We start from the raw sequence: 18,121 nt of genomic DNA, 5'->3' as shown, positions 1-18,121 counted from the left end.
TGTACCCGCGGGGCGGGGGGCGCGCGCGGCGCGGCGCCGCTCAGGGCCGCGGGCCCGCCCCCGGCCCGCCCCGCGCCCGGCCCCCGGGGGTGCCATGGGGGGGGCCGGACGGCGAGCCGCTCGGCACCGGGGACTCCTTGCCCGCACCGGCCGGGGCCGGTCCGCCGCGGTCCTGCCGGCCGTCCCAGGCCCCGGCGTCACCGCCCGGGGCGCCACCGCCTCCGTCGGCCCCGGCCGCCGCACCGTGCTTCCCCCCGGACGCGCCGGGCGCCGGCTTCGCCCCCTCGTCACTCACACTCATACAGCCGCTCAGACCGGCACAGGCCGCGACGGCCAGCGCGGTGGCGGCCCATCTCACCGGGGTGGGCAAATGGCGCACGGGGGCACCTCCAGGGACACAACAGGCAGGAACGGAACGCGTCGCACTGCCCAACTCCCCCGGCACCACAAGGGACACGCCAGAAGCGGCCCGAGCCTCAGCCGTAACCGAGCGCGTGCAGCCGCTCGTCGTCGATGCCGAAGTGGTGGGCGATCTCGTGCACGACGGTGATCTCGGTCTCCGCGACCACGTCCTCGCGCGACTCGCACATCCGCAGCGTCGGGCCCCGGTAGATCGTGATCCGGTCCGGCAGCACGCCGGCGTACCACTCGCCGCGCTCGGTGAGCGGCGTCCCCTCGTAGAGCCCGAGCAGCTCGGGATCGTCCGGGGAGGGTTCGTCCTCCACGAACACGGCGACGTTGTCCATCAGCCGCGTCAGCTCCGGCGGGATCCGGTCCAGGGCCTCGGCGACAAGCTCCTCGAACTCCTCGCGCGTCATCTCCAGCACGAGCCCATTCTCCCCCGCCTGGGGGCACCTCCCGCTTGCGGGGGAGAAACCGTTTTGGCGATAGCGGCCGGCATCCCATATGCTTCTCACGTCCCCGACGCACTGAGAAGTGCGCAGGTGAGCCTCTAGCCCTCATCGTCTAGTGGCCCAGGACGCCGCCCTTTCAAGGCGGTAGCACGGGTTCGAATCCCGTTGGGGGCACGCAAGATCGTGTGCGAGACTAGTGATCGCACACAAGCAAGGCTCTGTGGAGCAGTTGGTTAGCTCGCCACCCTGTCAAGGTGGAGGTCGCGGGTTCAAGTCCCGTCAGAGTCGCTGAAGCTGGAAACGGCTTCGTGGCTGGGTAGCTCAGTTGGTACGAGCGATCGCCTGAAAAGCGATAGGTCGCCGGTTCGACCCCGGCCCCAGCCACAGAGTGAAGGCCCTGTTCGAAAGAACGGGGCCTTCTTCGTGTGCCGGGAAGACGTGGGCGGTACGAGGGAGGGGCCCGCGCCCCTCCCCCGTACGGCTCAGACCTCCTCGCGTCGCCGCGCCTTCCGGCCCCGCAGCGCGAGTCCTCCCGCCACGGCCGCCACGACCCCGGCGAGCAGCGCCCAGTCCGGCACCGACCGGCCCAGCACGGCGACCCGCTCCTCCACGGCGAAGGAGTCGTCCACCGACAGCAGGCCCGGCAGCGCGGTCGTCCCGTCGAAGACCAGGAACAGCGTGCCGAGGGCGAGGAAGAAGAGGCCCGACAGCAGCGAGGTGGAGTGGACCTCGAAGCGCCCGATCCGCAGCGGCCGGCCGCGCAGCCAGCGGCGCCGGCCCAGGTCGTACCGGTCCCAGAGCAGCGCCAGGACGAACAGCGGCACGGCCATGCCGAGGGCGTAGACGGCGAGGAGCAGCCCGCCGTACGCCGGGCTGCCGCTCAGCGCCGCCACCGTCAGGACGCTGCCGAGGATCGGGCCCGCGCAGAAGCCGGCCAGGCCGTAGACCAGGCCGAGCGCGTAGACGGAGAGCGCCGAGGTGGGGCGGATGCGGCCGCTCGCCTCGGCGATCCGGCGGGAGGTGAAGCCCAGGCCGAGGATCTGGAGGACGCCGAGCCCGATGATCAGCCAGCCGCCGGTGGTGACGAGCAGGTCCCGGTGGCCGTAGAAGAACCGGCCCGCGAGGGAGCCGGCCGCGCCGAGCGGGACGAGGGTGGTCGCCAGGCCCGCGTAGAGGATGCCGGTCCTGGCCACGAGCCTCGCGCGCGTGTCGATCGAGTACGCGAAGAAGGCGGGCAGGAGCAGCGCGCTGCACGGGCTGAGCAGGGCGAGCAGCCCGCCGAGGAAGGCGGCGAAGTAGCCGATGCCCGAGGTCACGGCCTGGCCTTGGCCGTCTCGGCGGCGGCCTCGATGGCCTCCGTGAAGGTCTCCAGGGGCTGGGCGCCCGCGATCGGGCGGCCGTTGACGAGGAAGGACGGGGTGGAGGTGGCGCCGAGCGCGTACCCCTGTTCCTGGTCCTTGCGGACGGCCTCGCGGGCCGCCGCCCCGTCGGTGTCCTCGGCGAAGCGGGCGGCGTCGGGGACTCCGGCCTCCTTCGCGAGGGCGGCGAGCCGGTCCTTGCCGAAGCCCTTCTCCTTGGCGCCCTCGGCGTAGGCGGCCTTGTGGAACTCCCAGAAGCGGCCCTGCCGCCCGGCCGCCCAGGAGGCGCGGGCGACGGTCTCCGACTCCTCGCCGAAGATCGGGAAGTTCCGCCATTCGATGCGCAGGGTGCCGGCGTCGACGTACTTCTTCACCAGGACGGGCTCGGTGTCGCGGGCGAACTTCCCGCAGTAGCCGCACTTGAAGTCGGCGTACTCGATGAGCACGACGGGCGCGTCGGCGCGGCCGAGGGCGAGCTGGTCGGAGGCGTCGCGGCGGGCGTAGGCCTCCAGTTCGGCGTAGACGCCGGCGGACGGGTCGGCGGAGACCTCGGCGACGGAGGAGGAACCGGAGGCGCCCGGGGAGGCGGGCTTGGTGGCGGTGTACGAGACGACGCCGAGCAGCACGGCGGCGGCGGCCACCCCGGAGACGAGGGCGACGGGCTTGGTCCTGGACATGCGGAAGCGCTCCTGGAGGAGTGGGAGGAGAGGGACGGCGGAGGGCGAACCGTTCCGCCTACACCCTCAGGACCGAGAGCTCCACGGGAGACGGGGGCACGCGCGCGGGTGGCTCCCGCCCCGGCGCCGGGGCGGGCCCGCCCTGGTCCGGCTGCCGGGACCCGGGGGCCACCCGGTCGGCGGCCAGGGCGGGCAGCAGCTCGGCGAAGCCGTGGGCACGCGGCGGTACGACGGGGCCCGAGGCCCCTTCGTCGGCGGGGTGGCCGGGGTCGCAGCCCGGCACGGCGACGCCCAGGACGACCGGGGCGGCCACGGGCGCGGACCCGGGCGGCGGACTCACGGAGGCGCCGCGGACCACGAGGCCCAGCACCAGCCCCAGCAACGCGGCGAACGCCGCCGTCGCGCGGGTGGTGCGGAACATGCGAAACCTCTCAGGCCGGGCCAGATGCCCGGAATACTACGCACCGGCGCCCCGCACCCTTCGGAAATCGGTTCGCCGCTTCTCGCCCGCAGGTGCGATCCTGGATCCCGTATGTCTACTTCCTTCGCCGCCCTCCAGTCCGTCCTGGCCGAGGTCTCGCTGCGGGACTCCCACCGGCTCGGCCGCCGTCTCGAAGGCGCCCGCCGCATCCGCAAGCCCGAGGCCCGCGAGGCCGTCCTGGACGAGATCGCCGCCGAGGCGGCCAAGGCCAAGGAGCGCGTCGACGGGCGCGCCTCCCGCGTGCCCGCGGTCACCTATCCCGAGCAGCTGCCCGTCTCGCAGAAGAAGGACGAGATCCTGGAGGCGATACGCGACCACCAGGTCGTGATCGTCGCCGGTGAGACGGGCTCCGGAAAGACCACCCAGATCCCGAAGATCTGCCTGGAGCTGGGCCGTGGCGTCCGGGGCATGATCGGGCACACCCAGCCCCGCCGGATCGCCGCCCGCACGGTCGCCGAGCGCGTCGCGGAGGAGCTGCGGACGCCGCTCGGGGAGGCCGTGGGCTGGAAGGTCCGCTTCACCGACCAGGTGAACCCCGACGCGACCTTCGTGAAGCTGATGACGGACGGCATCCTGCTCGCCGAGATCCAGACGGACCGCGAGCTGCGCGCGTACGACACGATCATCATCGACGAGGCCCACGAGCGGTCCCTCAACATCGACTTCCTGCTCGGCTACCTGGCCCAGCTGCTCCCGAAGCGCCCCGACCTCAAGGTCGTGATCACCTCCGCGACGATCGACCCGGAGCGGTTCTCCCGCCACTTCGGCGACGCGCCGATCGTCGAGGTCAGCGGCCGTACGTATCCGGTCGAGGTCCGCTACCGGCCGCTCCTCGAAGAGGACGGCGAGGAGTCCGACCGGGACCAGATCACCGCGATCTGCGACGCGGTCGACGAGCTCCAGAAGGAGGGCCCGGGCGACGTCCTGGTCTTCCTGTCCGGCGAGCGCGAGATCCGCGACACCGCGGACGCGCTGACCAAGAAGAGACTCTTCAACACGGAGATCCTCCCGCTCTACGCGCGCCTGTCCCACGCCGAGCAGCACCGGGTCTTCCAGGCGCACTCGGGCCGCCGGGTCGTCCTCGCGACGAACGTCGCCGAGACCTCGCTGACCGTCCCCGGCATCAAGTACGTGATCGATCCGGGCACCGCCCGCATCTCCCGCTACTCGCACCGCACCAAGGTGCAGCGCCTGCCGATCGAGCCGGTCAGCCAGGCCAGCGCCAACCAGCGCAAGGGCCGCTGCGGCCGTACGAGCGACGGCATCTGCATCCGGCTGTACTCGGAGGACGACTTCCTGACCCGTCCGGAGTTCACGGACGCGGAGATCCTCCGCACGAACCTGGCCTCCGTCATCCTGCAGATGACCGCGGCCGGCCTCGGCGACATCGAGAAGTTCCCCTTCATCGACCCGCCGGACCACCGCAACATCCGGGACGGCGTGCAGCTCCTCCAGGAGCTCGGCGCGATCGACCCCGCGGAGAAGGACCCCAAGAAGCGCCTCACCCAGCAGGGCCGCAAGCTCTCCCAGCTGCCCGTGGACCCCCGGCTCGCCCGGATGGTCCTGGAGGCCGACCGGAACGGCTGCGTCCGCGAGGTCATGGTGATCGCGGCGGCGCTGTCGATCCAGGACCCGCGCGAGCGGCCGTCGGACAAGCAGGCGCAGGCCGACCAGCAGCACGCCCGGTTCAAGGACGAGACGAGCGACTTCCTCGCCTTCCTCAACCTGTGGCGGTACGTCCGCGAGCAGCAGAAGGAGCGCGGGTCCAGCGCCTTCCGCCGGATGTGCAAGCAGGAGTACCTGAACTTCCTGCGCATCCGCGAGTGGCAGGACATCTACAGCCAGCTGCGGACCGTCGCCAAGCAGATGGGCATCCACCTCAACGAGGAGGACGCGCCCGAGCAGTCCGTGCACGTCTCCCTCCTCTCGGGCCTGCTCTCCCACATCGGCCTGAAGGACGTGAAGGAGTCCAAGGACGGCGCGAAGGACGGCAAGCGGGAGAGCACCCGGAACGACTACCTGGGGGCCCGCAGCGCCAAGTTCGCGATCTTCCCCGGTTCCGCGCTCTTCAAGAAGCCCCCGCGCTTCGTCATGTCCGCCGAGCTGGTGGAGACCTCGCGGCTCTGGGCCCGGGTCAACGCCCGGATCGAACCCGAGTGGATCGAGCCGCTCGCGCAGCACCTGGTGAAGAAGACGTACAGCGAGCCGCACTGGGAGAAGGACCAGGCGGCCGTGATGGCCTTCGAGAAGGTCACGCTGTACGGCGTCCCGATCGTCGCCGACCGCAAGGTGAACTACGGGCGGATCGACCCGGAGGTCTCCCGCGACCTGTTCATCCGGAACGCGCTCGTCGAGGGCGACTGGCGCACCCACCACAAGTTCTTCGCGGACAACCGCAAGCTCCTCACCGAGGTCGAGGAGCTCGAACACCGGGCCAGGCGCCGGGACATCCTCGTCGACGACGAGACCCTCTTCGACTTCTACGACAAGCGCGTCCCCGCACACGTGGTGTCCGGTGCCCACTTCGACTCCTGGTGGAAGCACAAGCGCCATGAGGAGCCGGAGTTCCTCGACTTCGAGCGCGAGATGCTCATCAACGAGAAGGCCGGGGCGGTCACCAAGGACGACTACCCGGACTCCTGGCGCCAGGGCGCGCTGAAGTTCCGGGTGACGTACCAGTTCGAGCCCGGCGCGGACGCGGACGGCGTGACCGTCCACGTACCGCTCCAGGTGCTCAACCAGGTGACGGACGAGGGCTTCGAGTGGCAGATCCCGGGTCTGCGCGCGGAGGTCGTCACGGAGCTGATCCGCTCCCTGCCGAAGCCGATCCGCCGCCACTACGTGCCGGCGCCGAACTTCGCGACCCGCTTCCTCGACTCCGTGGTCCCCGTCCAGGAGCCGCTCGCGGGCGCGCTCGCCCGGGAGCTCCAGCGGATGGTGGGCGTCCCGGTCACGGCCGAGGACTTCGACTGGGCGAAGGTCCCCGAGCACCTCAAGGTGACCTTCCGGATCGTCGACGAGCGGCGCCGGAAGCTGGCCGAGGACAAGGACCTGGAGACCCTGCGGCTGAAACTGCGCCCCAAGGCCCGTCAGGCGCTCTCCCAGGCCGCCGCGGCGGCGACGGGCGGCCCGGACGGCTCCGGGCCCTCCCTGGAGCGCACGGGCCTCAAGGACTGGACGATCGGGACGCTCACGAAGGTCTTCGAGACCAGGCGGGGCGGTCAGCCGGTCAAGGCGTTTCCGGCGCTGGTCGACGAGGGCGATTCCGTGGCCGTACGGCTCTTCGACTCGGAGGCCGAGCAGGCGCAGGCGATGTGGCGGGGCACCCGGAAGCTGATCCTGCTGAACATCCCGGTGAACCCGGCGAAGTTCGCCTCGGACAAGCTGACCAACCAGCAGAAGCTGGCCCTGTCGTCGAACCCGCACGGCTCGATCCAGGCCCTCTTCGACGACTGCGCCACCGCGGCGGCCGACAGGCTGATCGCGGACCACGGCGGCCCGGCGTGGGACGAGGAGTCCTTCCGGAAGCTGTACGACAGGGTCCGCGCGGACCTCGTCGACACGACCGTGCGGACGGTGGGCCAGGTCCAGCAGATCCTGGCGGCCTGGCAGGCGTGCGAGCGCCGGCTGAAGTCGACGAACAGCCTGGCCCTGATCAACAACCTGACCGACGTGAAGGCGCAGCTCGCCTGGCTGATGCCGGCCGGTTTCGTCACCAGGACGGGCCTGAAGCGGCTGCCGGACCTGATGCGCTATCTGGTGGCGGTGGACCGGCGGCTCCAGCAGATGCCCACCGGGGTCCAGCGGGACACCACCCGGATGGAGAAGGTCCAGGAGATGCAGGACGAGTACGCCTGGCTCCTCGAACAGCTCCCGAAGGGGCGCCCGGTGCCGTCCGAGGTCACCGACATCCGCTGGATGATCGAGGAGCTGCGGGTGAGCTACTTCGCGCACGCCCTGGGCACGGCGCACCCGGTCTCGGACAAGCGGATCGTGAAGGCGATCGACGCGGCGGCCCCGTAGCGGGCCGCCCGCCCGCCGGTACCCCGGACTTCAGGGATTCGGGGGCCCACACCGGAGGTGGTCGCGCATGGCCGCGGCGTCCGCAGCACGGCACGACACCCGCGCGCTGCTGCGCGCCCATCTGGCGGCCGCGTCGCGGTACGGACACCTCACCCGTCACTGCGTGGTCTGCCATCGCCTCCTGCGGCTCGCCATGGAGCTTCCCGAGCCGGAGGAGCCGGCCGAGGACAGTGAGGACGAAAGTCCCACCGACCCATGACCAACGGCGGGTTGGGGACGATCCCGGAGGTGGCAGGCTGTTCCTTGGCAAGACTTCACGGGTGTGACGGGAGTCACTGAAACCGTTTCAGAAACCTCTGCACTTACACCCTCCCTACACCGGCCCGATTTAATATGTGCAATTGCACCACTCTCCAGGGGCCGGCGGCGGCCGGGAGAGGGCGCCCCCCGGGCACAAAAAAGATCGCGCTGGACCCGGCGGAGTCCAGCGCGATCGTTGACGGAGACCTGTTGGGGCAGGGGCCCGTCGGCAGTACTGAGGGGTGGGCGACCGGATTGGGGGATCCGGACGGGCCCGGTGTTACGGGGTGTTGCGTGGTTCTGCAGGTTTCTGCGCGACCTCAGGCCTCGCTGCGCTGCTGCGGAATGCCCGCCAGCAGCGCGCGGACCTCGGCCTCGCGGTACCGGCGGTGTCCACCCAGGGTGCGGATGGACGTGAGCTTCCCGGCCTTCGCCCAACGGGTCACCGTCTTCGGGTCCACGCGGAACATCGTGGCAACCTCGGCAGGGGTCAGCAGCGGCTCGGCATCAGGGGTGCGAGCGGTCATGAGCGGCCTCCTCGGGAGAACCGAACCAATCTCGGTTCTTTCCTCTAAATTCTGCACCTTGACCCGCGTTGCCCGAAATGGCAGAAGCGGGCCGAGTCGGTTATAGGACGAACGGCTTGTCCTCGGCACTACAACTACACCATCCGTCCAGCCACGTCGGCCAAACCGATGGAATTGCCCTCGCAGGTGTTCATCAGCGGCGGAAGTCGATGGACCATGCCATAACGGACAGTCACGCGGCTGTGACGATCAGTCACAGAGCGATCAGGAGTCCTCAGACCCCCCATAGAGTGCAATGCTGAGCGTTCCGCCCGAACTTGGGCGGAAGGAACCCTCCCCGGACTCCTTGTCCTATTTTGGCACGAGGGTGGGTGATGGGCGCAAGGGTGCGTTACGTGCTGTCCGTCACGCTTGAGCCAAAGGCCCGGATCGGGACCAACGTCCTCGCGCCGAGGGTGCGAAAGACCTGAGCCACTCGACCGATCGTGAATCGGCCACCGAACCTCCAAGATCATTTACACCCGTCGGACATGTCTTGTCGATACCGACCTGACGAACTTGTCCGGGTGATGTCAGTTCGCGAAACGCAGGTCCCTGACCGTCCGCCAGCGCTCCGCGAGCCGCCCGTACACCTCGCCCGCCGCCTCGCCGTCCCCGTCGCGCAGCGCGGCGATCCCCTCCGCCAGCTGGGCGGCCGACCGTTCCTCCGCCAGCCACCGGGCCGGCACCGCGTGCACCAGGCCCCCGAAGTCCAGCTCCACGAGCGCCCGCGGGTGGAACTCCTCCAGCCAGCGCCCCACCTCGACCAGCCCCTGGGTCATCGGACCGTCGTCGATCGACTCCCGCAGCGCCTTCAGCGCCCGCGCCAGCCGCCGCCGCGCCTGCGCCATCGTCGTCCGGTAGCGCAGCACCGGCGCCCGGCCCGCCGCCGCGTCCCCCGGCTGGTACTCCCGCTCCTCGTCCCCGAAGAGCGCGAACCAGCGCAGCGGGACCTGCCAGACCCCGGTACGGATCCACGGGCGCGCGTCCGGGTTCCGGCTCAGCCACCGCTCGTAGTCGCCCGCCACCTGCGCGCGGACCACCGGCGGCAGCATCGCGTCGAGCACCGGCGCCGGGTACGGGCCCGCCACCAGCTCCTCCAGGGCCAGCCAGCCGCGCAGCCGGGTCCGCCACGGGCAGACCACCACCACCCCGTCCAGGTGCGCGACGAAGGCGTCCCCGCTCTCGTGCACCGGCACCGGCACCGGGGGCGTCGGCAGCAGGTCCGCGAGCGAGCGCCGCAGCTCCTCCTGCGCCCCCGGCGCGCGCGTCCCGCGCGCGTACCGGGCCCAGTGGGACCGCTCCGGCTCGGGGAACGCGGCCAGCGGCTCGTACACGCGCAGATAGGACGCGTAGGGAACGGGGACCGTGGGGGCGACCGACATGGCGCGAATCCTTCCACGGAGGTACTCCGGGAGGGGGTGATCCTGAGCACTGCGGCCGATCTACGCCCAGGTAGGACTTACCCTCGTGCCGACCTGGTCCTCCCCCACCCACAGGGAGGGCCGTAACCGCCGCCTCGTACTTGGGAGTCACCACCGTGACCGATGTGACCGGCGTTCCTGCTGACGTACTCCACACCCTGTTCCACTCGGAGCAGGGTGGCCACGAGCAAGTCGTGCTCTGCCAGGACCGCGCCACCGGCCTCAAGGCCGTCATCGCCCTCCACTCCACCGCCCTGGGCCCCGCCCTCGGCGGCACCCGCTTCTACCCGTACGCGACCGAGGCCGAGGCCATCGCCGACGCGCTCAACCTGTCGCGCGGCATGTCGTACAAGAACGCCATGGCCGGCCTCGACCACGGCGGCGGCAAGGCCGTCATCATCGGCGACCCGGAGAAGATCAAGACCGAGGAGCTGCTGCTCGCCTACGGGCGCATGGTGGCCTCCCTCGCCGGCCGGTACGTCACGGCCTGCGACGTCGGCACCTACGTCGCCGACATGGACGTCGTCGCCCGCACGAACCGGTGGACCACCGGCCGCTCCCCCGAGAACGGCGGCGCCGGCGACTCCTCCGTCCTCACCGCCTTCGGCGTCTTCCAGGGCATGCGCGCCTCCGCGCAGACCCTCTGGGGCGACCCGACCCTGCGCGGCCGCAAGGTCGGCGTCGCGGGCGTCGGCAAGGTCGGCCACTACCTCGTCGAGCACCTCCTGGAGGACGGCGCCGAGGTCGTGATCACCGATGTGCGCGAGGAGTCGGTGCGCCGGATCACCGACAAGCACCCGCAGGTCACCGTGGTCGCCGACACCGACGAGCTGATCCGCGTCGAGGGCCTCGACATCTACGCGCCCTGCGCGCTGGGCGGCGCCCTGAACGGCGACACCGTGCCGTTCCTCACCGCGAGCGTCGTCTGCGGCGCGGCCAACAACCAGCTCGCGCACCCGGGCATCGAGAAGGACCTCGTGGAGCGCGGGATCCTCTACGCGCCCGACTACGTGGTCAACGCCGGTGGCGTGATCCAGGTCGCCGACGAGCTGCACGGCTTCGACTTCGACCGCTGCAAGGCGAAGGCGACGAAGATCTTCGACACCACCCTGGAGATCTTCGCACGTGCGAAGGCGGACGGCATTCCGCCGGCCGCGGCGTCCGACCGGATCGCCGAGCAGCGCATGGCGGACGCCCGCCGCGCCTGAGCCGCGGGCTCCTGAGGAGCTCCGGAAGAGCTCCGGAAGAGCTCCGGAAGACGGAGAGCCGGCCCCGCCGGGGCGGCCCGGCGGGGTCCACGGGGAGACTTCGCTCACGCCCCTCGGCGGGTCGGCGCTCAAGAAGAGGTTAAAATCGCGATTGACCAGCGAGGAAAGGGCACCTCGAAGGTTCTGTACCGGGGTATGTGATGCGCGCGGCGTACCGTAGACCCACGGAAACAGGTACCGTTGAAGCCCTACGGACCGGTCTCTCTACCGAGAGTCCGTTCCGAATCATGAACGCGTGTCAAGACTCTGGGGCCGACGAGCCCCGTCACCGAGGGGGTCGAGCCATGGGGCGCGGCCGGGCAAAGGCCAAGCAGACCAAGGTCGCCCGCCAGCTGAAGTACAGCAGCGGCGGGACAGACCTGACGCGTCTGGCCAATGAGCTGGGCGCTTCGACTTCGAACCAGCCGCCGAATGGCGAGCCGTTCGAGGACGACGACGAGGAAGACGACCCGTACGCCCAGTACGCGGATCTCTATAACGAGGACGACGAGGACGAGGACGACGAGTCCGGTCCTGGTGCGTCCCCGCGTCGCGCTTGACCTTCTGAATCACCGAAACCCGGTCCGGGATCACCCGGCCGGGTTTCTGTGCTGTCCGCACGCGGCTCGCCGCGGAGGCGGACACGCGAACGGGGCGCCCCTCAGGAGCGCCCCGCCTCGTACAGCCGACTGCTACTTCGCGTAGTCCCCGACCAGCTCAGCGCCGGTCGTGTGCGCCCCGCGCTCGGTGATCTCGCCCGCGACCCAGGCCTCGACCCCGCGGTCCTCCAGCGTCGCCAGGGCCACGTCCACGGACTCGGCCGGCACGACGGCCATCATGCCGACGCCCATGTTGAGGGTCTTCTCCAGCTCCAGGCGCTCCACCTGGCCGGCCTTGCCGACCAGGTCGAAGATCGCGCCCGGCGCCCAGGTCGAGCGGTCGACCGTGGCGTGCAGCCCGTCCGGGATCACCCGGGCCAGGTTGGCCGCCAGGCCGCCGCCCGTGATGTGGCTGAAGGCGTGGACATCCGTGGTCCGGGTGAGGGCCAGGCAGTCCAGGGAATAGATCTTCGTGGGCTCCAGGAGCTCCTCGCCGAGCGTCCGGCCGAGCTCCTCGACCCGCTGGTCGAGGGTCATGCCCGCGCGGTCGAAGACCACGTGCCGGACGAGCGAGTACCCGTTGGAGTGAAGGCCCGAGGACGCCATCGCGATGACCGCGTCCCCCGTACGGATGCGGTCCGCGCCGAGCAGCCTGTCGTGCTCCACGACACCCGTGCCCGCGCCGGCGACGTCGAAGTCGTCCGGGCCGAGGAGGCCCGGGTGCTCGGCCGTCTCGCCGCCGACCAGGGCGCAGCCGGCGAGGACGCAGCCCTCGGCGATGCCCTTGACGATGGCGGCGACGCGCTCGGGGTGGACCTTGCCGACGCAGATGTAGTCGGTCATGAAGAGCGGCTCGGCGCCGCAGACGACGATGTCGTCCATGACCATCGCGACCAGGTCGTGGCCGATCGTGTCGTACACGCCCATCTGGCGGGCGATGTCGACCTTCGTGCCGACGCCATCGGTCGCCGAGGCGAGCAGCGGACGCTCGTAGCGCTTGAGGGCGGAGGCGTCGAAGAGGCCGGCGAAGCCGCCCAGGCCGCCGAGGACCTCGGGACGCTGCGTCTTCTTCACCCACTCCTTCATGAGCTCGACGGCGCGGTCGCCCGCTTCGATGTCGACGCCCGCACTCGCGTAGCTGGCACCGGTGGTCTGAGACATGGGTTCAGAGCTTTCGTGTCGTACTGCGGGGTCTTACGGGCGACGGAGGGCGTCGGAGGCCGCGGTGGCGGCCGGGCCGGCGGCCAGCTCGGTCTCCAGGAGCTGCTTTCCGAGCAGCTCGGGGTCCGGCAGCTCCATCGGGTACTCGCCGTCGAAGCAGGCACGGCAGAGGTTCGGCTTCTGGATCGTGGTCGCCTCGATCATCCCCTCCAGGGAGATGTACGAGAGCGAGTCCGCGCCCAGCGACTTGCCGATCTCGTCGACCGACATCCCGTTGGCGATCAGCTCCGCGCGGGTCGCGAAGTCGATGCCGAAGAAGCAGGGCCACTTGACCGGCGGCGAGGAGATCCGGATGTGGACCTCGGCCGCACCGGCCTCGCGGAGCATCCGGACCAGGGCGCGCTGGGTGTTGCCGCGGACGATCGAGTCGTCGACGACCACGAGCTTCTTCCCCTTGATGACTTCCTTGAGGGGGTTCAGCTTCAGCCGGATGCCCAGCTGGCGGATGGTCTGGGAGGGCTGGATGAAGGTGCGCCCGACGTAGGCGTTCTTCACCAGGCCGGCGCCGAAGGGGATGCCCGAGGCCTCGGCGTAGCCGATGGCCGCCGGGGTGCCGGACTCCGGCGTCGCTATCACCAGGTCGGCCTCGACCGGCGCCTCCTTCGCGAGGCGGCGGCCCATCTCCACGCGGGAGAGGTACACGTTCCGGCCGGCGATGTCGGTGTCGGGACGGGCCAGGTACACGTACTCGAAGACACAGCCCTTGGGCTTCGCTTCCGCGAAGCGCGAGGTACGGATGCCGTTCTCGTCGATCGCGATCATCTCGCCCGGCTCGACCTCGCGGACGTAGGCGGCGCCGCAGATGTCGAGGGCGGCGGACTCGGACGCGACGACCCAGCCGCGCTCCAGACGGCCGAGGACCAGCGGGCGGATGCCCTGCGGGTCACGGGCCGCGTAGAGCGTGTGCTCGTCCATGAAGACGAGGGAGAAGGCGCCCCGGACGTCGGGGAGGACCTTCGCGGCGGACTGCTCGATGGTGAGCGGCTTGCCGTCCTCGTCCACCTGCGCGGCGAGGAGCGCCGTGAGGAGGTCCGTGTCGTTGGTGGCCGCCACACGCGTGGTGCGGCCTTCCTTCTTGGGCAGGTCCGCGACCATCTCGGCGAGCTGCGCCGTGTTCACCAGGTTGCCGTTGTGGCCGAGCGCGATCGAGCCGTGGGCGGTCGCCCGGAACGTCGGCTGCGCGTTCTCCCACACGGAGGCCCCGGTGGTCGAGTAGCGGGCGTGACCGACCGCGATATGACCTTGGAGTGAACCGAGAGAAGTCTCGTCGAAGACCTGGGACACAAGTCCCATGTCCTTGAAGACGAGGATCTGGGAGCCGTTGCTGACCGCGATTCCCGCGGATTCCTGACCCCGATGCTGGAGGGCGTAGAGCCCGAAGTACGTGAGCTTTGCGACCTCTTCACCCGGAGCCCAGACACCGAAGACGCCGCAAGCGTCCTGGGGGCCTTTCTCACCGGGGAGCAGATCGTGATTGAGTCGACCGTCTCCGCGTGGCACGTTTCCGAGTGTAGACGGGCTCGACCACTGGTCCGAATTGAGGAAAACCGGGGGTGCCCGTACTCGTGCGATCGCACCAAATGATCATTTGTGGCTTGGAGGGGCCCACGAAGCAGGCGGGGTACGGGTTTCCGGCCACCGAGCCGGGGCGAGCGGACGCTCGTACCAGGCTCGGGGCGGTCCCGCGATGTGACGGACGCCGCAGTCGGCGTCCGTTCAGCGGGCGGTCGCGGTCGCCGTGAGGCCCTCGCCCGAGGCGTCGGTCAGGGTCAGCGTTCGGTGGTTCAGCCGATAGGCGAGCGGCCCGTCGAGGAGCTCGTACAGCTTCGTCTCCAGCTTCATCTGCGGGCTCGTGCACATCATCCGGGTCGTCGCCGCGGGGCCCTCGACGGTGAGCGTCCGGGCCTTCTCGTCGAGGCGGGCGGTCGCGGAGAAGTTGTTGCAGCCGAGATTGCCGGTGACCCGGCCGTCGGCCCCGAGGACGAACCGCGCCTTGGCCTCGCTCCCGGCGGGCAGCGAGGACGCCGTCCCTCCCGAGACCAGGCCGTCGATCTTCCAGGTGGTGCCGCGCAGCGGGGCGGCCGGTTCGGCGTTCAGCTCCAGGACGTTGCGCCCGTCGGCCGAGGCCAGCCTCAGGGCGTCGCCCTTCAGCGTTCCCTTCAGCGGACCGGAGAAGGCCTTCAGGAGTTCCGTCTGGAAACGCTGCCGGTCGGCGGGACAGCCGATCTCGGTCACCTCGTCCGGGGAGACGGTGAGGGTGTCGCCCTTCAGAACCACCCCGGCGCCGAAGGTGTTGCAGCCGGTGTTCCCGCGGGCGCGGCCCCCTTCCTCGAAGTCGACCCGCGCGGTGTCCGGCGCGGCGGCCCTGCGGCCGTCGACCGTGACGGCCTCGACCGTCCAGGCCGTGCCGGCGAGCGGCAGGTCCGGGGAGACGGTGTCCGCTCCGCCGGAACCGGTGCCTCCCTCCGTACCGCAGGCGGTGAGCAGAAGGAGGGGGACCAGGACGGCGACTGCGCGTGGCTTCGGCATGCAGGTGGGACGGAGCGGCCCCCCGTACGGTTCCGGGCTCAGGCCATCAGGGGGAGCAGCCCGCTCAGGTCCGCGCGCTCGCCGCTCGCGCTCACGCGCGCCCCGTCCAGCTCCGCCGCCCACTCCGTACGGCCCGTCGCGAGCCTGATCCAGGTCAGCGGGTCCGTCTCCACCACGTTGGGCGGGGTGCCACGGGTGTGCCGGGGGCCCTCCACGCACTGCACCACCGCGAACGGCGGGATCCGCACCTCGACCGCCCCGCCCGGAGCCTTCACCGCGAGCGCGTCGGCGAGCAGCCGGGTGCAGGCGGCCAGGGCCTGGCGGTCGAAGGGGATCTCCAGACCGGCCGCCCGGTTCAGGTCGTCGGTGTGGACGACCAGCTCGACGGTGCGGGTGACGAGGAAGTCCCCCAGGCGCATCGGCCCGATCCACAGGTCGAGCACCCGGTCGTCGCCGTGCGCGGCCAGCGCCTCCGTGAGCCGGGCACCGGCCCGCTCGTACAGCTCCGCGACGGGCGCGCCGGTGAGCGTCTCGCGCGCCGCGTCGGCGATCTTCCCGGCCAGGGCGACCGTGGTGAAGGGCCAGTCGTGCGGGAGGAGCCCGCCCCCGGCCGCGGGCGGGCGGTCGAGCCCGCGGGCCAGCGAGTCCGCGATCCACGCGACGTGCCCGGCGAGATCGGCGACCGTCCACTCCCCCAGGTGCGTCGGACGGGAGAGCTGCTCCGGCGTGAGGCCCCGAACGGCCTCGGCGACATGCCCGAACTGGGCCATCACGGCGCCCCGGGTCCTGGCGGAGTCGTAACTGCGGGGGCGCTTCTTGGCAGGTGGCATGGCCCGAGGCTAGCCGTGAGACTGGAAGGAGAGGGAGCCAATCGCAGTGAGAGCAGGCGACGGGACCATGACCCATCACGAGCATCCCCACGCCGCCCTGGTGCGCCGGGGCTACGAAGCGTTCGGCAGGGGCGACATGGAGACGCTGGCCGACCTGATGACCAGCGACTGCACCCAGCACGTGCCCGGCGAGAGCCAGATCTCCGGACACTACAAGGGACGGGACAACATCCTCGGCGGTTACTACCGCAAGCTCGGCGAGCTGAGCGGCGGCACCATGCGCGTCGAGCTCAAGGGCGTCTACGTGGACGGCCGCGGCCACGTCATCACCACGCACCGCTTCTTCGCCGAGCGCGGCGACCGTGGCATCGAGATGGACGGCGGACTGTTCTTCACGCTCGTCGGCGACAAGATCTCCGACATCGACGAGTGCGTCACCGACATCGTGGAGGCGGACTCCTTCTGGGGTCAGGCCGCCGCCGGATAGGCGTCCGCCGGCACGTCGAACGTCTCCCCGTTCCCCGGCACTCCGACCCCGCGCCAGGTGAACGGGACGCCGCGGGCGGTGTCCGGCCCGGGACCGTCCATCAGCTGGAAGTGCACATGGGGTTCGGTGGAGTTGCCCGAGTTCCCGCAGCGGGCCAGCTCCTGGCCCGCGACGACCCGGTCGCCGGCCCGGACGGCGAGCGAGCCGCGCCGCAGATGCGCGTACATCGCGTACGTACCGTCGCCGAGGTCGAGGACGAGGTGGTTGCCGGTGACCCGGCGCGCCCCAGCCAGGGAGCGGACCGACGACTCGACGAGCAGCAGGTGGGCCAGGGCGGGCAGCGAGCCGCGGGCCCGGTGGTCGCGCTGCCCGTCCTCCGCGTGCACGACGGTCGCGCCGGCGACCGCGAGGACCGGCGCGCCGAAGGCCGGGAAGTCCTCGCTGCGCCGGAACACCGGCCACAGCCAGGCGAATCCGGGGCGGGGGCGGGCCGCGTCCTCCGCCACGATGTCGATGGCGTACGTCTGGCCGAGCTGGTGCGTCCCGTGGCTGGGCGTCCGGTCGGCCGGGCTGTTCAGCGCCGACCAGCGGCCGGTGACCGGCGGTTCCACCTCGACCGGCTCCCGCGGCGGCGCCGCCTCGAACCGCCTGCGGGCGGCCCGGGACAGGGTGAGGCCGAGCGCCGCCGCGGCGATCGCCGGGAGCCAGCCCGCCCAGTACGGGTAGGGCGGTTCGACGAGGACCGAGGCGAGGGCCTGGACGATGAACACCAGCCACAGCGCGCGGTGGACGACCCCCGCGGTCTTGTACGACGTCATGGGCTTCCCCCCGGAGGTCGCGGTCACGGACGGGCGGCGGTGAGCGCCACCAGGAGCGGGACGACACGGGCCGGCGGCACCTCGTGGCGCCCGCGGCCGGCGGTCTGCAGCCAGCCGGCGCCGGTCAGCTGGCGCAGGTGGTGGTAGATCTGGCCGGTCGTCCCGAGCTCGTCGAGGTCCGCCAGTTCGGCCGCGGTGCGACGGCCGCCGAGGATCTCCCGCAGCAGCCGGAGCCGTACGGGATGGCCGAGCGCGGCGAAGGACTCGGCGGTCCCGGACCAGTCCTCGTCGAACAGCCGCTCCGTGAAGGCGCCGAACTGCCACTCGTACCGCTCCTGGGTCGGCAGCCGGACCGACCCCGTGAACAGCACGGCGCCGTCCTCGCCCTCCTCGCCCGCCGCCGCGAGTTCCGCCCTGAGCCCTTCGAGGGCCCAGAGCGTCGACTCGACGGCCTTCGCGGGCGCGGGGTGATCCGCGGCCTCCAGGGCCGCCATGCGCCGCTCCAGCTCCGCCACCCGCTCTGCCAGCTCCATGATGTTGAGATTACGTAATTACGTGATCCTTCCGCAAGGGGACACGAAGAAGCCCCCCGGGGGGGGGTGGGGCCCGGGGGGGTGGGGTGGGGGGGGGGAAATTGGTTTTTACCAATTCCCCGTACCGGTGAGGGGAGGCGGCTCCCCCGCGGGGAAAAAGCGGGGGTCACCCCC

17 protein-coding genes and 3 tRNA genes are annotated in these 18,121 nt (G+C 71.1%); 8 read left to right on the top strand and 12 right to left on the bottom strand.

Translation table 11 applies throughout. The features are described from left to right. Nucleotides 1-476: 476 nt before the first annotated feature. Nucleotides 477-827, bottom strand: a complete 351-nt coding sequence (locus ACFV2S_RS13205) for a metallopeptidase family protein (protein WP_030496497.1) — start codon at nt 825-827, stop codon at nt 477-479. 128 nt (nt 828-955) lie between these two features. Here ACFV2S_RS13205 and ACFV2S_RS13200 point away from each other — a divergent pair. The 3 genes from ACFV2S_RS13200 (at nt 956) to ACFV2S_RS13190 (ending at nt 1,238) form a co-directional block, all read left to right on the top strand. Continuing rightward, nucleotides 956-1,028: transfer RNA gene (locus tag ACFV2S_RS13200), tRNA-Glu, on the top strand. Nucleotides 1,029-1,068: 40 nt separating this feature from the next. Continuing rightward, nucleotides 1,069-1,142 (top strand) — tRNA-Asp (locus tag ACFV2S_RS13195). Nucleotides 1,143-1,164: 22 nt separating this feature from the next. Continuing rightward, nucleotides 1,165-1,238, top strand: a tRNA-Phe gene (locus ACFV2S_RS13190). Nucleotides 1,239-1,336: 98 nt separating this feature from the next. Here the strand turns inward: ACFV2S_RS13190 and ACFV2S_RS13185 are convergent. From ACFV2S_RS13185 to ACFV2S_RS13175, 3 genes are read right to left on the bottom strand one after another with little or no spacing between them, the layout of a single operon-like run. Beyond that, the gene (locus tag ACFV2S_RS13185; RefSeq protein WP_385557240.1) at nt 1,337-2,170 is read right to left on the bottom strand and encodes a cytochrome c biogenesis CcdA family protein; all 834 of its coding nucleotides are present in this window, start codon (nt 2,168-2,170) and stop codon (nt 1,337-1,339) included. After that, complete coding sequence (locus ACFV2S_RS13180; RefSeq protein WP_385557237.1) at nt 2,167-2,889, bottom strand: DsbA family protein; 723 nt, start codon at nt 2,887-2,889, stop codon at nt 2,167-2,169. The genes ACFV2S_RS13185 and ACFV2S_RS13180 overlap by 4 nt, the downstream gene beginning before the upstream one ends. 58 nt (nt 2,890-2,947) lie before the next feature. Beyond that, the gene (locus ACFV2S_RS13175; protein WP_385557234.1) at nt 2,948-3,310 is read right to left on the bottom strand and encodes a hypothetical protein; all 363 of its coding nucleotides are present in this window, start codon (nt 3,308-3,310) and stop codon (nt 2,948-2,950) included. Nucleotides 3,311-3,421: 111 nt separating this feature from the next. On the opposite strand from ACFV2S_RS13175, the gene hrpA reads away from it, so the two are divergent. Further along, nucleotides 3,422-7,393, top strand: a complete 3,972-nt coding sequence (gene hrpA, locus ACFV2S_RS13170) for an ATP-dependent RNA helicase HrpA (protein ID WP_385557231.1) — start codon at nt 3,422-3,424, stop codon at nt 7,391-7,393. Nucleotides 7,394-7,460: 67 nt separating this feature from the next. Further along, nucleotides 7,461-7,652 carry a DUF6274 family protein gene (locus tag ACFV2S_RS13165; protein ID WP_385557228.1) on the top strand — a complete coding sequence of 64 codons (192 nt, stop codon included), beginning with the start codon at nt 7,461-7,463 and terminating at the stop codon, nt 7,650-7,652. A gap of 361 nt (nt 7,653-8,013) precedes the next feature. Here the strand turns inward: ACFV2S_RS13165 and bldC are convergent, their stop codons facing one another. Together bldC and ACFV2S_RS13155 are read right to left on the bottom strand one after the other, a co-directional pair. Beyond that, nucleotides 8,014-8,220: a developmental transcriptional regulator BldC gene (gene bldC / locus ACFV2S_RS13160; protein WP_003949541.1), complete on the bottom strand. Its 207-nt coding sequence runs from the start codon at nt 8,218-8,220 to the stop codon at nt 8,014-8,016. Between the two features lie 572 nt (nt 8,221-8,792). Beyond that, nucleotides 8,793-9,644: a hypothetical protein gene (locus tag ACFV2S_RS13155; RefSeq protein ID WP_385557225.1), complete on the bottom strand. Its 852-nt coding sequence runs from the start codon at nt 9,642-9,644 to the stop codon at nt 8,793-8,795. 155 nt (nt 9,645-9,799) lie between these two features. Between ACFV2S_RS13155 and ACFV2S_RS13150 the strand changes: the two genes are divergently transcribed. Then, nucleotides 9,800-10,891, top strand: coding sequence for a Leu/Phe/Val dehydrogenase (locus ACFV2S_RS13150; RefSeq protein ID WP_383797657.1), 1,092 nt, complete (start codon nt 9,800-9,802; stop codon nt 10,889-10,891). Between the two features lie 344 nt (nt 10,892-11,235). Beyond that, entirely contained in the window at nt 11,236-11,490 is a 255-nt protein-coding gene (locus ACFV2S_RS13145) for a DUF3073 domain-containing protein (RefSeq protein WP_329856259.1), read from the top strand. Nucleotides 11,491-11,622: 132 nt separating this feature from the next. On the opposite strand, the gene purM is transcribed toward ACFV2S_RS13145, so the two are convergent. From purM to ACFV2S_RS13125, 4 genes are all read right to left on the bottom strand, one after another. Next, complete coding sequence (gene purM / locus ACFV2S_RS13140) at nt 11,623-12,690, bottom strand: phosphoribosylformylglycinamidine cyclo-ligase (RefSeq protein WP_383797658.1); 1,068 nt, start codon at nt 12,688-12,690, stop codon at nt 11,623-11,625. Nucleotides 12,691-12,723: 33 nt separating this feature from the next. Further along, nucleotides 12,724-14,250 carry an amidophosphoribosyltransferase gene (purF, locus tag ACFV2S_RS13135; RefSeq protein ID WP_383797659.1) on the bottom strand — a complete coding sequence of 509 codons (1,527 nt, stop codon included), beginning with the start codon at nt 14,248-14,250 and terminating at the stop codon, nt 12,724-12,726. Nucleotides 14,251-14,466: 216 nt separating this feature from the next. Beyond that, on the bottom strand, nt 14,467-15,279 hold the full coding sequence (locus ACFV2S_RS13130) for an META domain-containing protein (RefSeq protein ID WP_385557220.1): 813 nt from the start codon (nt 15,277-15,279) through the stop codon (nt 14,467-14,469). A 38-nt stretch (nt 15,280-15,317) separates the two neighbouring features. After that, complete coding sequence (locus ACFV2S_RS13125) at nt 15,318-16,109, bottom strand: sterol carrier family protein (protein WP_385557217.1); 792 nt, start codon at nt 16,107-16,109, stop codon at nt 15,318-15,320. Nucleotides 16,110-16,176: 67 nt separating this feature from the next. Here ACFV2S_RS13125 and ACFV2S_RS13120 point away from each other — a divergent pair, with 67 nt between their 5' ends. Beyond that, entirely contained in the window at nt 16,177-16,596 is a 420-nt protein-coding gene (locus ACFV2S_RS13120; protein ID WP_385557214.1) for a nuclear transport factor 2 family protein, read from the top strand. On the opposite strand, the gene ACFV2S_RS13115 is transcribed toward ACFV2S_RS13120, so the two are convergent. Together ACFV2S_RS13115 and ACFV2S_RS13110 are read right to left on the bottom strand one after the other, a co-directional pair. Beyond that, complete coding sequence (locus ACFV2S_RS13115) at nt 16,578-17,414, bottom strand: M23 family metallopeptidase (RefSeq protein ID WP_385557211.1); 837 nt, start codon at nt 17,412-17,414, stop codon at nt 16,578-16,580. The genes ACFV2S_RS13120 and ACFV2S_RS13115 overlap by 19 nt on opposite strands. Nucleotides 17,415-17,437: 23 nt before the next feature. After that, the gene (locus tag ACFV2S_RS13110) at nt 17,438-17,947 is read right to left on the bottom strand and encodes an ArsR/SmtB family transcription factor (RefSeq protein ID WP_385557208.1); all 510 of its coding nucleotides are present in this window, start codon (nt 17,945-17,947) and stop codon (nt 17,438-17,440) included. Between the last annotated feature and the right edge of the window lie 174 nt (nt 17,948-18,121).

The organism is Streptomyces sp. NPDC059695 (genome assembly GCF_042733785.1).
GTDB lineage: Bacteria > Actinomycetota > Actinomycetes > Streptomycetales > Streptomycetaceae > Streptomyces.
The sequence above is the reverse complement of the archived record's forward strand: the minus strand, read 5'-3'. Positions and strand labels throughout refer to the sequence as shown.

Bases quoted from the DNA above. Each gene is read 5' to 3' on its own strand.
- ACFV2S_RS13130 (WP_385557220.1), bottom strand. From the start codon at position 15,279: ATGCCGAAGCCACGCGCAGTCGCCGTCCTGGTCCCCCTCCTTCTGCTC.
- ACFV2S_RS13145 (WP_329856259.1), top strand. From the start codon at position 11,236: ATGGGGCGCGGCCGGGCAAAGGCCAAGCAGACCAAGGTCGCCCGCCAG.
- bldC (WP_003949541.1), bottom strand. From the start codon at position 8,220: ATGACCGCTCGCACCCCTGATGCCGAGCCGCTGCTGACCCCTGCCGAG.
- hrpA (WP_385557231.1), top strand. From the start codon at position 3,422: ATGTCTACTTCCTTCGCCGCCCTCCAGTCCGTCCTGGCCGAGGTCTCG.
- ACFV2S_RS13165 (WP_385557228.1), top strand. From the start codon at position 7,461: ATGGCCGCGGCGTCCGCAGCACGGCACGACACCCGCGCGCTGCTGCGC.
- ACFV2S_RS13175 (WP_385557234.1), bottom strand. From the start codon at position 3,310: ATGTTCCGCACCACCCGCGCGACGGCGGCGTTCGCCGCGTTGCTGGGG.
- ACFV2S_RS13125 (WP_385557217.1), bottom strand. From the start codon at position 16,109: ATGCCACCTGCCAAGAAGCGCCCCCGCAGTTACGACTCCGCCAGGACC.
- ACFV2S_RS13110 (WP_385557208.1), bottom strand. From the start codon at position 17,947: ATGGAGCTGGCAGAGCGGGTGGCGGAGCTGGAGCGGCGCATGGCGGCC.
- ACFV2S_RS13180 (WP_385557237.1), bottom strand. From the start codon at position 2,889: ATGTCCAGGACCAAGCCCGTCGCCCTCGTCTCCGGGGTGGCCGCCGCC.
- ACFV2S_RS13120 (WP_385557214.1), top strand. From the start codon at position 16,177: ATGACCCATCACGAGCATCCCCACGCCGCCCTGGTGCGCCGGGGCTAC.
- ACFV2S_RS13115 (WP_385557211.1), bottom strand. From the start codon at position 17,414: ATGACGTCGTACAAGACCGCGGGGGTCGTCCACCGCGCGCTGTGGCTG.
- ACFV2S_RS13155 (WP_385557225.1), bottom strand. From the start codon at position 9,644: ATGTCGGTCGCCCCCACGGTCCCCGTTCCCTACGCGTCCTATCTGCGC.
- purM (WP_383797658.1), bottom strand. From the start codon at position 12,690: ATGTCTCAGACCACCGGTGCCAGCTACGCGAGTGCGGGCGTCGACATC.